This is a genomic window from Microcoleus sp. T3_D1 (assembly GCF_036700405.1).
Lineage (GTDB): Bacteria > Cyanobacteriota > Cyanobacteriia > Cyanobacteriales > Microcoleaceae > Microcoleus.
In genome coordinates, this window is record NZ_JAUBOV010000041.1 from 14,283 (window position 1) to 28,756 (window position 14,474).

Below are 14,474 nucleotides of genomic sequence, written 5' to 3' on the forward strand. Positions count from 1 at the left end.
ACTCTGATTACGCTTGTGCATAAACAAAAGCAGGTACGCGCTTGTAAGCAGGCGTGCCCGATCGCTTTTCAATCTCCGGGTGAAAAATCACATTAACTTCAGGATAAAACATCAAAGCAGCACCCTCACGAACCGCCCCGTAAATCACCTCGACATTTTCCATTTTCCCCACATTTCCCTGCACCGTAACCCGCTGATGTTCTTGAAAACCCACACTTTCTGCATCCGCACGATTCATCAAAATGCAGTTGCGGTGCGGCATTCCCCGGTACTTGTCATCAATTTTGTAAACCACAGTATTATGCTGAGAATAGCTGCGTCCCGTCATCAAGGCCACAACAATACCCTGTCTTGATTCCGATACTCCAAACTCTTTCGCTTCCGGTAATTTCAGCTTAGGTAAAGGCGTGACAAACATCTGCGCTTTCCCCGACTCGGTAGGGAATTTAGGTTCTGTAAAAATGCGACCGCTGATGGTAAATTCCTCTTGTGTTTCATCAATTGTAGCTATTTTTTCATAGCCCGGAATAGTTTTAGCAATCAATTGGCGAACGTATTTTGTGTCTTGAAGTTGGCGCCAATCAACAGGAAAATCGCCGTGAATCCGGCTGGCTAATTCCGTCAAAAAATAAACTTCAGGAATCAAATCCGAATTCTGGAGATGAGTTTCGCCCTCATCATTTAAACGCACAAAGTTATTCCCAGATTCCACGGTTGTTTTGTGAGGGTTTTCAAAGCGATTCAGCACCGGAATCACAATTGTATTGTGCTTTGCCAATCCGTGAAAATGCCCTAAATTCGGTTTGGTTGCGAGGTAGATAACGGTTTCAACATTGCTTAAAGCCTGTTTGGCCTGATTTGAATCTGGATTTGCCCCATACAAGTTGCCGCCCAGACATATCAGCGTATCGACTTTGCCTGCCTCTGCTGCTTCAATGAGCGATCGAGTGTCGTAGCCTTTAACAGGACTGAGGGGACGATTCAATAACTTTTCTAAAGCTTGTTGAATTTCTTTTTTCAGCTTCACAGTGACGCCCATAGAGCCGAATCCTTGGACGTTTGAGTGTCCTCTCACGGGCATTAATCCCGCCCCTTCTTTGCCGACATTTCCTGTCATTAAGGCAGTATTGGCAATGCTGAAAACGTTATCTACACCGTTATCCTGTTGGGTAATTCCCATCGCCCAACCAAAAACTACTCGCTGGGACGCGCCAATAATTCGGGCTGCTGCCTCAATTTCGGCTTGGGAAACTCCGCAGGTTTTAGTAATAGTTTCCCAATCGGTTTCGCGGGCGTGCTGTACTACTGCTTCCCAGCTTTCTGTATGAGCTTGCAAATAGCTTTCGTTCAGCAAACCTTGTTCGATTAGCGATTTTTGAATTCCCACAAATAGCGCCGTATCGCTGCCCGGAATTGGTTGCAAGTATAGCGACGAAATATCGGAACCGGGGATGAGCGACTTGACGGGAAATGCGGGAGAACCAAACTTGACTAAGCCGATTTCCATCACCGGATTGATTACAATTATTTTACCGCCTTTGTCGCGAATTTTAATCAATTCGTTCATCAAGCGGGGATGGTTGTAGGAAGAATTGCTGCCCGCGAGCACGACGCAATCTGCTTCCTTCAAGTTTTCTAGACTCACTACCGAGGTGCGGGTGGCAAACATTTCGCTTAACCCGATTGTCGAGGGAGCGTGGCAGAGATCGGAACAATCTGCTAAGTTATTGGAACCCATCGCCCGCATCATCAATTGCAGCAGAAAAGCCGCTTCGTTGGAAGAGCGACCGGAACTGTAAGATGCCACTCGTTCGGGGGTTTTGCGAAAGGCAGCTTCGGCAATTTGATAAACTTCTTGCCAAGAAATGCGATCGTAATGAGATGAACCCGCCCGCAAAATCATCGGAAAACTCAGCCTTCCCAGCCTATCGGCTTCCATTGAAGTTAATTGCTGAAGTTGTGCAATACTCTGCTGTTCAAAAAATTGAGTTGAGATAGCCGGCTTAATTTCAGCGGAGATTGCTTCGACGCTTTTCATGCAGCGCTGAAGTTTTTCGCCATCTTCATTCGTAAAGCCTCCTTTCTGCCCGCCAGTGCCCCAAGAACAGGACAAACACGCACTTTTGTGCAGCAAAGTTTTCCAAAGTTTCGGCCCTTCCGGGGACAATGTATGTTCTGCCCAATATTCAATTACGGGTAAACCGCCACCTATCTCTGGTGTTTCCTCGTTTGTCTCGTTGAATGGCGGGACTGGTTGGACATTTTGGGAGTTGACATCCATGCGGTTTACCTCGGGTTTTGATTGCTGGTTAATTCGGTGGGGAATTGCCAAAAAGGTTAAGCTTGTAAGTCTAATTTTAGCGCAATTTTACTGCCAACACAATTAGCCAGTAGATAGATTTGTTTAACCGATCGCTTGAGCAACTCGACAGGCAGACGCGATCGCCTCTTGACAAAAAAAATGTATCTATTATAATAATTTATATACTCAGATATAAACACTACAAAATGCTAGAAATACATAAAAGTTATGTAATCGACGAAAATCAGCAGCCGATTGCTGTTCAAATCCCCCTTGAACAATTTGAGAAAATCGAGGAGATTTTGGAAAACTATGGTCTGGCTAAACTTATAGAAGAAACTGAAGGTGATGAGAGATTATCAAAAGAACAAGCACTAAAGTATTATAACTCACTCAAACCAAATAATGTGGCAAGTTGAATATACAAATCGGTTCCTCAAAGAACTAGCTGCTTTACCTGCTGAAATTAGAAGTAGGATAGAACCTATAGTTTTTCAATTCTTAGAATCAGACAATCCCTTTGCATTAGGATATCTGGAAAAAATGAAAGGTTATCCAGATAGGGATCGCGAATTAAATAACTTACAATTTTAATTGTTATTGTGGGATGGGCGTCCCGCCCGTCCAAAAAGGACGGGCGGGACGCCCATCCCACAAACTTGTGGAAGTTATTTAATTCTCATTCCTAAATATAAAATTCGTGTTGGTGACTACCGTATTGGACTCACAGTTGATGCACCGACAAAAACTTTAATTTGTCAGCGAGTAGCGCACCGCCGAGACATATACAGAATTTTTCCATAAAATTATGTTGATGAGAATTAGCAAAATATAATTATGTAGGGTGTGCGGCCCGCAACTTACCGCTATCAATTTCACCGCTTCCCCTTATTTAATGCCTGCTTCCCAAATCCAAGACAAAGCAGTCGATCGCCCTCAGCAACATTCGGGTCATTCTGCAAATAATCTCCCAACCATTCGCAACTCCGAGCAATGATATTATTCAGTTGCAAATTCTCCACAGGCCACAAAATTACACTTCTATCCCTGCTAGCAAAAGCCAGAGTTTTGCTGTCCGAACTAAAAGTAACGCTCAACACGCGATCGCTCGATTCCAAAGTCTTAGATAGAATAGCCTTTTTGCCGCCAAAATCCCACAGCTTAACAGTATTTCCCCCACTCGCCGCCGCAATAAATTTGCCGTCGGGACTAAAACTCACGCTTTCTACAGTATCGCTGTGGTCGAGTTTTTCAGTTAAATTCGCCACCTTTCCATCAAACTCCCACAAGTAAACTTTTTTGTCACCGCAAGCAGCAGCAATAGTCTTGCCGTCGGGACTAAAACTCACATTTTTAACCCTGTCCTCGTGGTCGAGAGTTTTCATAATTTTCGCCGACGAACCGTTAAATTGCCACAGGTAAACTCTCTTTTCTCCCGTAATTTCAAAAGCCTTTTTCTTCCCGCTTGCCTTGTCCTCAGCAGCGGTAGCAGTAGCAATAGTTTTGCCGTCGGGACTGAAGCTAACGCTAATTACTGGATTGCTGTGATCGAGTTTGGCCAACAAAGTTGCTTTAGAACCGTTCCAGCGCCAGAGGTACAATTTGCGATCGGCACTAGCGGCGGCAATTATCTTTCCGTCTGGACTAAAACTCACGCTTTTAACAATGCCACTGTGGCTGAGAGTATCTAACAGTTTGCCGTTTAAACTCCAGACTTTCACTGTTTTGTCATCGCTGGCCGAAGCAACAGTTTTATCATCAGGCGAAATGCTAACCCAGGTAACAGAATCCTTGTGACCTTCTAAGGTTTTGAATAAACTGCCGTCAGCCCGCCAAAGTCTCACGGTTTTGTCGCCGCTAGCAGAGGCAATTGTTTTGCTGTCAGCACTAAAACTGACTTTGTAAACCCAGTCTCCGTGTCCCGATAAAATCTTATTCAGCGGAGTGCTGTCCGGTTTCCAAATTTTTACTATTTTGTCCTTACTTGCGGAAGCAATAGTGCCGTCCCCGCTGAAACTTACGGCCCTCACGTCGTCTTGATGTCCTCGAAAAGTGTTGAGCAAAGTGCCGCTGCGACTCCAAATTTTTACCGTATCGTCTGCACTGCCGGTGACAATTTGTTTGCCGTCGCGACTGAAACTGGCGCTGACAACTTCATCGTTGTGTCCTTTGAGAGTTCTGATTTCCTCACCGTTTCGGTTCCAAATTTTGGCTGTGGTGTCGGCACTTGCTGAGACGAGTTCTCGACTGTTTGGACTGAACTTAATGCTGTAAACAATGTCAGAATGTTTGGTTAATGTTTTGGGATTAATTGTAAATTTCTGGGTTTTAGTTTCTCGGTTCCAAAGTTTGACAGTTTTGTCAACACTTGCTGAGGCAATTGTTTGGCCGTCGGGACTGAAACTGACGCCGAGTACCCAGTCTTTGTGTCCGGTTAAGGTTTGCAGCAATTTTTTGTTCGCAAGGTTCCAGATTTTGACGGTGTTGTCGTGACTGGCGGAAGCTAGGGTTTTGCCGTCGGGACTGAAACTGACGCTGGTGACGATATCGCCGTGGCCGGATAAAATGCCGTGAAGCGGAGCTATCCCGTAGGGAATGGCACTTTTGTCGTTATCTACTTGCCAAATTCTAATTGTGCGATCGGCACAACCAGTAGCGATCGTTTTCCCATCGGGACTAAAACTAACACTCGTCACGCTATCCGGGTGATTGAAAGTTTTTAATAACTTACCTTCTTTGCTCCACAATTTAACAGTTTTGTCAGCACTTGCCGAAGCCACTGAATTGCCGTCGGGACTGACACTCACATCCAAAACAAACTTGCTGTGCTGCTCGAAACGGTTGCGTTCTTGCACCCCGGAAACTGCTTGTCTGAGTCTTTCAGCAATTAGATTTTTAGTGTCCACAGGCAGCGCTGTACTTTTCAGAGAATCACGACCAATTTTGATACTATTTCTCAACACTCCTAATTGATTTTTTTCATTAGAAAGCACCAAAGCTTCCGACGCCGAATTTAGGGCATCAGTGCGACTTGTTTCTGCTTCTTGCCGTGCGCTTTCTGCTAATTTTGCTTGCTTGAATGCCATCCCCGAAACACCTGCAAGTACAAGCACTCCTAGAACCGCCGCCCGCAATTGCCATCTCCGAGATTGGTAAAGTTGAGCTTCCGCTTCGTGCTGTTTGTCTCTAGCTTGGCGCTGTTTGTCTCTAGCTTCCGACAGCAAAGCATCTCGCTCTCTGTCTTTGCGAATTTGCTCAATTTCATCTCGGTTAATTTGGTTTTGCTTTCGCAGTTCCTCAAATTCTGCCTTTTTATCTAATGCCTGCTGCTGGCGGATGAAGGTAACTAAATAGTCGTGAACGAGCTGGTAAAGCTCAGCAGGCAGTTCCGTCCACCGAAAAACTAAACCAGAGTTTACTAACAGTTCTAAGACTAAATCTAATTTGTCAGCTTCGGCAAATGTCGCTAAATTAGAAGCTAATTCGGCGCGGGTTTTTAGGGGACGTATTTCATCTTCATCTGTCAGCAAATACAAAACTCGGCGCGCCGCCACTTCATTTTCCGGCCCGCAATCTTTGATGACTTCTTCGAGAAACCTTTCGACTAATTTTTGTTGCGGATTGTTGCCTAGTTCCTGATATTGAGCTAAAGTTCTAATGTCCTCTTGTTGCAGTTGAGCGCCGACAAGTTGTAGTTCGATCGGGCGGACTTCTCCCAATTCTCCGGCTAAATCATTGACTAATTCTTCGATCAGCTCCGGTTCTAAGTAAAACTGCGCTCGCTCAGTTAAAGTGCGAATTACCGATCGCGCATCAAGCAGCGAAAAATTTCCCAAATAAAACAGAATGTTTTTGCTGAGAATGTCCTCCAAAATATCATTGTTAACGAATCCTGTCGGGTTTTTGGGTCGGGAAAATTCCAGCAAATAGTGCAGGTAATCTTCCCGCAAACACAGGACGACTTTTAAATATTTGATTTTCAAGCATTCCCGCAAAAAATCAAAAAATCTCTGCCTTTGGGCGGGTTCCTTCCACACGAAAAAGAATTCTTCAAATTGATCGAATATCAGAACAGTCACTAAATGTTCGGAATTTCTTTGCAGCTCCTTGATAATGTTTTCGTATTCGATCGCCTGTTGTTGTATAATTAATTCTACTGGCTGTGACTGCTCCCTTCTCTCCTCATTATTCCCAGCCAAGTCGTCGTTAAATCCCGAAATAATATTTTCCTTGACTGCGCCTGCTTCTACTGGAAAATCTACCGGAGCAGTTTCCGGTACTGCGTCGGAAATTTCCGGCTCGAATATTTCAGCTTTTCCAGCAGATAACTGTCTGGTCAATTCCCGCGGCCAGTTGTTGTAAACTTGCAGCACTACCGGCAAGACAGTCCGCCTTTCTATTTTTTTTTGTTTGAGAGCTGGTACTAATCCTCCCGTGACAATTGAACTTTTGCCAACTCCAGACTGACCGTAAATTACTGTCAGTTTGTCTGGGGTATTGTTCATCCTATATATCAAGCGGTTGAGGTCTTGTTCTCTGCCGGAAGCAGTAATTTCGTCAGCAATAGTAGCCGCGTCGGCAACAGTTTCGGCGACGGAATTAACCGCTTCTCTGTGCGGCTGCAACTTTCCTGCTCCAATAAAAGCTCGGAACCGATACGTGTGTTCCACCGCTCGATAATCTTGCTTAATTTGAAATGCTTCGAGATATTCTCCCCGCTGAAAATAGAGCGATCGCAGCATTTCTAAAACCCGCAAATACAGTTGCGGGTTGTAGCACGCTTCGGTTTCCGAGCGAGCAAGCTCTAAATGCGCGATCGCCTCCTGGATCTCGCCCAACTGACTCTGCGCCTCTGCTAAAATTAACAGATACAAGCCTAGATGCTGCGACTTTACAGGGGTTCCCTGTCCCGTCGCTTCTAAATTTGAGTTGAGAACGCCTAGAGCGATTAAAGCCCATTCTTTCGCCCCTTGCCAGTTCTTTTGCTCTAAGGCTACTCTAGCCAAAAAGCCGTAATCTTGAGCCAAATTAACTGCTGAATTTTCCATATTTTCATGTAACCTCCGAGCTTTGATAGCTAAATTCCAGAGTGCATCCCAATCTTCTAAATGCTGCAATACTTCGCCAAGTTGATTGATGAATATACCAACGGCATCCGGCCGCCCCGCTCGTTCTAAAACATCAATAGATTCCTGAAAATAATTCTTAGCTTCCGTCCAGTAAGGACGGTTGCCGCTGCGGTGTTTTTCTGCTTGGAAGCGGTAGCAAAGACCGATGTGGAATAGAATAATTCCCTCTAACACGGGTGCAGGGTGAACGGTAAATAACAAATCGCTAAATTCGGTCTTTTGCCCAATAAATGCTACTTGATGCTTCCAAAAACTGAGACTTTTTTGATAAAATTCAATAGCCGCAGGGATGCGGTGACAAGCATATTCGTGCCTACCGCGAATAAATTGCAAACTCGCTTCAATAGCTGGTTCTAACCTGATGTTGCAAGTTTGCAAGTCTTGGCTAGCCGACTCGAGTTCACTCAAAGAATTGGCTCCGAGAATGGCAGAATTAGTTAAACGCCAATTGCCACTTTCTAAAATGTTGGAAAAAATGCGATCGGCACTTTTGCCCAGGAAATCCACCAAGTCGTCGGGGCCAATTACAAATTCAACACTTGTCGTCCAAGTTTCGATATCTGTTACTAACCGAATCAGTTTTTTTAAGATTTTGTCTGTCACCCACAGCACCACCGGAAAGGGAAAATTATTCCGAAATTCTTCCCTCACGTAGTTGGTAGAAGTCAGCAGTCGATCGATCGCACTTACCGATTCCAAGCCCAACACCATTAAAGCTGCGGGATGGGTGCAGGAAAGTTTGGTTTCTATCGTCGTGTAAAGAGTTTTAACAGATGGCGGGAGGACAATTTCTCGAATCTCGATATCAGACTCCTCCCGCAATTGCCGTACAATTTTTTCTCGCATAGCGCTGTAATTGCACCGTACCAAAATCAGCGAAAATTGCCCCTGAGACATTCTCAGAGCGCGGGAGAGAGTTTGCAGCGAACTTTTGTTTTGCTGTGCTGCGGTGTCTTGCTGGCAGTGCGAATTAATCATAATTAATATTTGAAAAAGTTTCTCAGGATAGATGCTGTCAAATGCCGAAAAAAGGAAGTTCGGCAACGGATTTTTTAACGGATGTAACGGATGTAACGGATGGAAGTTCGGCAACGGATTTTTTAACGGATGTAACGGATGTAACGGATGGCAGGAATAGACCGCAGGGGGAAAGTGGAATTAAGAACGTCCTAACCTTTTTGGCGGTTGCTCTAACTAAGTTTACTTTTACCCGTTTTTACGTTAGCCAATCACAGCGGACAATCACATGATTAATTTTATTTCTGCCCTTTTGGGCGATTTCCCATCACTGGGAACTATCAATTAGTTAAGTTTATTTCAGCCTGCATACTTATTATGTTAGCCGATCGCAATTAAAGCATACCCAAAAAATACATACTCTGTTATTCGCATATTCCCAGCAAAATCAACCGAATTTTACTGAAATCTTGATAATTGCTTTAATTCTACCCAGCAAATGAGTCTTTGTTTGCGGGAGTCCCAGCCATCGCCCAAATCGCACAAATCCGATTCAGTTATTCGCATATCCCAGAAATCCGGCATTCCCGGGTTGACTGGCCCCTGGCCGCACTGAGATAAACTATCGGCGGCGGCTCATCAATTACAGCTTGAGGATTTTTTGTCATAAATTTACTAATCTCCATATCTAAAGTAGCTGCAAAATCAGGTTCATCCCAATCCTCGCTTTCTTCAATGCTGATTGTTGTTGGTGGCCCAATATCAAAATCTAGCTCATCGCCAAAATCCGAAACTTTCTTAATTGGATCTATTTTCTGATCGGTATCAGCGGCCAAAGCTTGAGTTGTATTGGCTATTAGTACGATCGGCAGTGCTACTATGGCACTTATTGTTTGTCGCGCCGTGATTTTCCTCATGGTATCCTCCTGATATAAACTAAACTTTGGTACTACTATACATTCAACATCTGCGGCTACTTTCCATCGCTGTCAGTCGATTTTAGATTTGAGATTTTAGATTGACTCCACAGATGAATCTGAGAGCTTGAACTAGGGTGTAAAATTTTAGCCTGGGGGCCCAGAAACGGTTTTTTTTTACGAAATACTTTGTTACACACCGTAAATTAGGTAAAAAACCCGGTTTCTTTGTAGGAGTGCGTCCAGAACTGTAATTAATAGTGGCTTGTTTTTCCACAGGATATAACCTTATCTGTGACTTTTCGTGGCAAGTTTGCTTAACGGAGCATATCCGGTCAAGTGTTTGCTTTTCTATTTACTACGTGAAAACTCTTAAACAGTCAGGTTTTCCCGCTAAGTAATTCCCCGGTGTTTGCGAGTGTTTATCTCAGACTCAAAGCAAAGTGGGTGAGAAGTTCGATCGCACACCAGTTTTCGCACACCAGTTTTCGCACTCCCGCGCTGCCACCAGCAAGCTGATGTGACATACCACAGCCGCCGGATACCTGTCAATACTTATCAGGAAATTGGGTTTAAAACCCGTCCTTCTAGGGCGGCTTTAATTTCTTAAATCCCTTCCTAAAAATCAGGAATTGCTGGTATTTGTAGTATACTAAAATAGTCAAGGTTAAACTCCTTTACCATCGTGAAACAGTTAAGACACACTTTTAGGTATAAACCGGGGGACGCAGAGCGGCGAAAACTCTTAAAACAGCTAAAGGATCAACGCATCCTTAAACCAGTAACAACAAACAATTTCTTGATTTGTTAAGTAGGGTAGGGCATACCCAAACTCTAGGCTTGTATCCTAGTACGCTTTTGGAGATAGACCCTCTGGGGTAACAGTGAATTAGACTCGTCAATTTGTACTATTGTACGGTTGAAAGGTTTAAGGACTGCCGCAAGGACATGGTGCTTAAAGGTCAGTCGATGAATTAAGAATCCCCACGCCTTTAGGCTGGGGAGTGTCAAATCTTAACATTTCTAATTTTTTGCATAATTCTCGTTACCAGGAAGAGCCTGGTAACGCAGCTCGGCAAGCCACAGCCTCCAGCCAAGTCGAGAGGACTCCTATTTCGTCAAGCCGTGTTCGAGGGCGAAGCGAACCAACTCAGTACGGCTGTTAGTACCCGTCTTGCTAAACAAACGGCTGACGTACTTTTCCACATTACGCACGCTAGTTTCCAAGCGGCGGGCAATTTCCTTATTCATCAAACCTTGAGCAACCAAATCCAAAACACTTTGTTCTCGCGGAGTCAAATCAATTTTAATCGGCGAAGGACTTTGGGCGATCGAACTCCGGCCGCTCAGCAAAGACTCAATTCTCGCCATTTGGCTTGTCAAAGCAGCAATATCTGGACTTTCAGGATTTTCGCTTGTCTCCTTAGCAGCCGCGCGGCGGGCTAGCAAATTGGTTACTATTGCTACTAATTCGTCGGGATCGAAGGGCTTAGAAAGATAAGCATCGCAGCCGGCTTGATAGCCTTGAATGCGATCGCTCGTCATTCCCTTAGCCGTCAAAAATACCACCGGCAAAGCCTTATAGCGAGGATCTGCCCGCACTTGCTTGAGAAACTGATAACCGTCCACCTGCGGCATCATAATGTCTGAAATCACCAAATCGGGATTGTACTGCTGCAAGAGTTCCCACCCATCGCGAGCATTACTGGCAACCTCAACCGCAAAATCGCTATCTTCCAAATAAGCTTGTACTGCTTCCCGCAAGCCCGGTTCATCGTCTACCAATAATAATCGTGCTGACATCTCTGTTACCTTCTTAATAGTGTAAATATTGTAGTAAATATTGTAGGTTGGGTTGAGGAACGAACCCTACGCTTCGCTCCGCCCAAATCTTCATTTTAAATAAGGTGTTGGGTTTCGCCATCGCTCAACCCAACCTACAGAATAAAAACTTTAGCTCAAAACTCAAAACTCTTGTCTTTTTTTCCCCTTAAACTTTTGAACGATCGGTCAAAATTTCATAGCCAGTTTCTGTCACCAACACAGTATGCTCAAACTGAGCAGACATAGCATTGTCAACGGTTACAGCAGTCCACTTGTCAGAAAGCGTCCGAGTGTACTTAGAACCGGCATTCAGAATCGGTTCGATCGCCAATGTCATGCCCGCTCGCAATTTCACGTTCGGCATTTCCCGCGTGCGGAAATTGAAAACCGACGGTTCCTCGTGCAAATTTCGCCCGACACCGTGGCCGGTAAACTCCTCCACGATGTTAAAACCGTTGCTTTTGACATGATCTTCGATCGCACCAGCCAGATCGAGCAAATAGGCTCCCGCCTTCACTTGTTCGATGCCTTTGTAGAGAGCTTCTTCTGCGACTCGGATTAATTTTGCCGATTCGGGAGTCACTTCCACAACTGCGATCGTAATGCAAGAATCGCCGTGAAAACCTTGATAATATGCCCCCGTATCTACCTTGAGAACATCTCCTGCCCGAATTACCTTTTTGGGACTGGGGATGCCGTGAACAACTTCGTTATTAATGCTAGAGCAAATCGATCCAGGGAAACCGTGATAGCCTTTAAAACTCGGAGTTGCACCCATTTCGCGGATACGTTTTTCGGCATAAGCATCCAAATCAGCAGTAGTCATTCCCGGTTTCACCATAAGGGAAATTTCTTTGAGTACCGTTGCAACGATTTTCGCTGCTTGCCGCATAATTTCGATTTCGCGTTCCGACTTAATTTCAATGCCTCGACGCTGTTTTTTGACTTGGGGTGCTTGAGTTGGGCTAGAAAGCAGACTGCTAAAAATATTCATGTATTGATTGGCGAGTAATTTTGTAGTTTGACGGCAGGTTGAAGCAAAAAAACGGCAAATATCCAGTTTTTTGTGGAAAAACGGGTGTCTTGTTCCGAACTGTCGATCGCTTGTCCTTTAAGCTAGCTTAATATTTTTCTCACTAATCAGCACGGGATTGGGGGTCAACAAAGCGGTTTTAACCGCCGATTCCCTTGGAAATCACCGAATAGCACTATTGTCAATCAGCCTTCACGGACGGGCTCTCCTGCCCAACCCATACTCCCCACAATAAAATCTAATCTTTGTGGAACAGGCATCTTGCCTGTTCTTGAGCATCGTGCAAGATGTGAGTTGGATCGGGATTTCCGAGCATTCCTGTGAGGTTAGCAATTGCGGCAATTAACTTACTTATGTCAACTGGTTTAGATAAGTGCATCTGGAAACCCGCTTCCAGCGCTTGCTTGCGCTCTTCCTCTCTCGCGTAGGCCGTCAGGGCGATCGCAGGCATCTTTCCACCCCTGAGCACTTCCATTTCTCTCACCCGCGCCATCAACTCATAGCCGTCTGCTTGCGGCATTCCAATGTCGCTCAGCAGCAGATCCGGCCAATAACTCTCCAGTGCAGCTAGAGCCTCTGCCACCGATGCCGCCGATCGCACCATAGCTCCTTCGTCCTCGAGTAAAGCAATCAAAAACTCCCGCGTGTCATCGTCATCATCCACCACCAGCAATTGCAAATTAGCCAGAGTGGGGAGGGTCTGGGCCTGGTCATTGAGGCGTGACCAATCATCGTCATCCGCGAGGGCGTTCCTCTGTGCAAGAGGTAGAGCCACCGTAAATTTCGCACCCTCGCCCGGATTATTCTCTGCATGCACCTTACCGCCGTGCTGTTCCACCAAGTGACGGACGATCGCCAATCCCAGTCCCAAACCCCCGTAAGACCTAGTTGTGCTGCTATCAGCTTGGCGGAAGCGATCGAAAACATAAGGCAAAAAATCAGGCTCAATACCAATGCCGCTATCAATTATCTGAATTTGAGCCTCATCGCCCACTGACTCTAACCGCACCTGTACTTTACCATCTTGCGGACTAAACTTAATCGCATTTGACAGCAAATTCCACACAATTTGCTGCAAGCGATCGAAATCGCCGATAACTTCACCTACATTTGGACTGCACGTTAATTCTATGACTATTGATTTTTCCTCAGTCAGCGGCTGCAAAGAATCTATTGCCAGCTTGACCGCAGATTCCAACCGAATTGGAAGCATATTTAAATTTAGTTTCCCCCGCAGAATCCGCGAAACATCTAAAATATCTTCGATGAGTTGAGCTTGAGATTTAGCATTGCGCTCAATTGTTTCTAGAGCTTTATCAATAGTTTCTTCGTCAAATTTTTTCACCCGAAGCAGCCTGGACCAGCCGAGAATTGCATTTAAAGGAGTACGGAGTTCGTGAGAGAGAATAGCGAGAAATTCATCCTTCATCTGGTTAGCTCTTTCCGCTTCCTGCCGCGCCACTTGTTCGCGGATTAGTCGGCCGCGTTCTTCCTCTGCTTGCTTGCGGTCTGTGACATCTCTAACCGTGCCCACGTGACCGATCAGTTTTCCCAAATCCGAAAACATTGGTGACGACTGCACGTGAATCCAACGCACAGTTTCGCTACCAGCTAATCGAAACTCGTTAGAATATTCCTGGCTTTCTTTAATCCAAGCTAACCAATCTGCTACTACGCGATCGCGATCTTCTGGATGAACTTCCCGCTGCCAAACCTCTACCAAACTTTCCTCCAAAGTTAACCCGCAAATCGCTTGACAACGCGGGTTGATGTAAGTACAGCGGCCTTCAACGTCAGCTAAGTAAATTCCCAGCGGCGAACAAGCACACAAAGTGCGAAACCGCTCTTCACTTTTACTTAGTTCACTATTAACCGCAGCTAACTGTGTTGCTTGCTGTTTCACCTCGACTGTTTTTTGGAACAATTCCACAAATACCTGCACCTTCGAGGTCAATATTTCCGGTTCCAAGGGTTTGAACAGGTAATCCACCGCACCCAGAGAATAACCTTTAAACACGTGGGTGTCATTACTGCTGAATGCTGTGATAAAAATAATCGGAGTCGCTCGCGATCGATCTCTAGAGCGAATCAATGTTGCTGTCTCAAATCCATCCATTCCCGGCATCTGCACATCAAGCAAAATTACCGCAAAATCTTCATTAAGCAGACATCTCAGAGCCTCCGCGCCCGAATTAGCTTGTACTAAATGATAAGAGGGGCTGTTGAGGATAGCTTCTAGAGCTACCAAATTTTCTGGGCGATCGTCAACTAAAAGGACATTTACTCGCTGGGGGGGCTGCACATTCATAATT

At 45.2% G+C, this 14,474-nt stretch carries 8 protein-coding genes; 2 read left to right on the forward strand and 6 right to left on the reverse strand.

Going from position 1 to position 14,474, the window contains the following annotated elements; translation table 11 throughout:
• Window positions 1–7: 7 nt before the first annotated feature.
• Window positions 8–2,281: an FdhF/YdeP family oxidoreductase gene (locus QT992_RS19090; protein ID WP_333316771.1), complete on the reverse strand. Its 2,274-nt coding sequence runs from the start codon at window positions 2,279–2,281 to the stop codon at window positions 8–10.
• A 227-nt stretch (window positions 2,282–2,508) separates the two neighbouring features.
• Between QT992_RS19090 and QT992_RS19095 the strand changes: the two genes are divergently transcribed.
• On the forward strand, window positions 2,509–2,721 hold the full coding sequence (locus tag QT992_RS19095; RefSeq protein ID WP_333377522.1) for a hypothetical protein: 213 nt from the start codon (window positions 2,509–2,511) through the stop codon (window positions 2,719–2,721).
• 456 nt (window positions 2,722–3,177) lie between these two features.
• On the opposite strand, the gene QT992_RS19100 is transcribed toward QT992_RS19095, so the two are convergent.
• A complete protein-coding gene (locus tag QT992_RS19100) occupies window positions 3,178–8,409 on the reverse strand; it encodes an nSTAND1 domain-containing NTPase (protein WP_333316773.1) in 5,232 nt (1,743 codons plus the stop codon).
• A 41-nt stretch (window positions 8,410–8,450) separates the two neighbouring features.
• On the opposite strand from QT992_RS19100, the gene QT992_RS19105 reads away from it, so the two are divergent.
• Complete coding sequence (locus QT992_RS19105; protein ID WP_333377525.1) at window positions 8,451–8,681, forward strand: hypothetical protein; 231 nt, start codon at window positions 8,451–8,453, stop codon at window positions 8,679–8,681.
• Window positions 8,682–8,945: 264 nt separating this feature from the next.
• Here QT992_RS19105 and QT992_RS19110 read toward each other — a convergent pair whose 3' ends face one another.
• From QT992_RS19110 to QT992_RS19125, 4 genes are all read right to left on the reverse strand, one after another.
• Window positions 8,946–9,305 carry a hypothetical protein gene (locus QT992_RS19110; RefSeq protein WP_333316776.1) on the reverse strand — a complete coding sequence of 120 codons (360 nt, stop codon included), beginning with the start codon at window positions 9,303–9,305 and terminating at the stop codon, window positions 8,946–8,948.
• 1,110 nt (window positions 9,306–10,415) lie between these two features.
• Window positions 10,416–11,108: a response regulator transcription factor gene (locus QT992_RS19115; protein WP_333316778.1), complete on the reverse strand. Its 693-nt coding sequence runs from the start codon at window positions 11,106–11,108 to the stop codon at window positions 10,416–10,418.
• A 187-nt stretch (window positions 11,109–11,295) separates the two neighbouring features.
• Window positions 11,296–12,123 carry a type I methionyl aminopeptidase gene (map, locus tag QT992_RS19120; RefSeq protein ID WP_333341526.1) on the reverse strand — a complete coding sequence of 276 codons (828 nt, stop codon included), beginning with the start codon at window positions 12,121–12,123 and terminating at the stop codon, window positions 11,296–11,298.
• A 277-nt stretch (window positions 12,124–12,400) separates the two neighbouring features.
• A complete protein-coding gene (locus tag QT992_RS19125) occupies window positions 12,401–14,470 on the reverse strand; it encodes a response regulator (protein ID WP_333316782.1) in 2,070 nt (689 codons plus the stop codon).
• Window positions 14,471–14,474 lie beyond the last annotated feature (4 nt).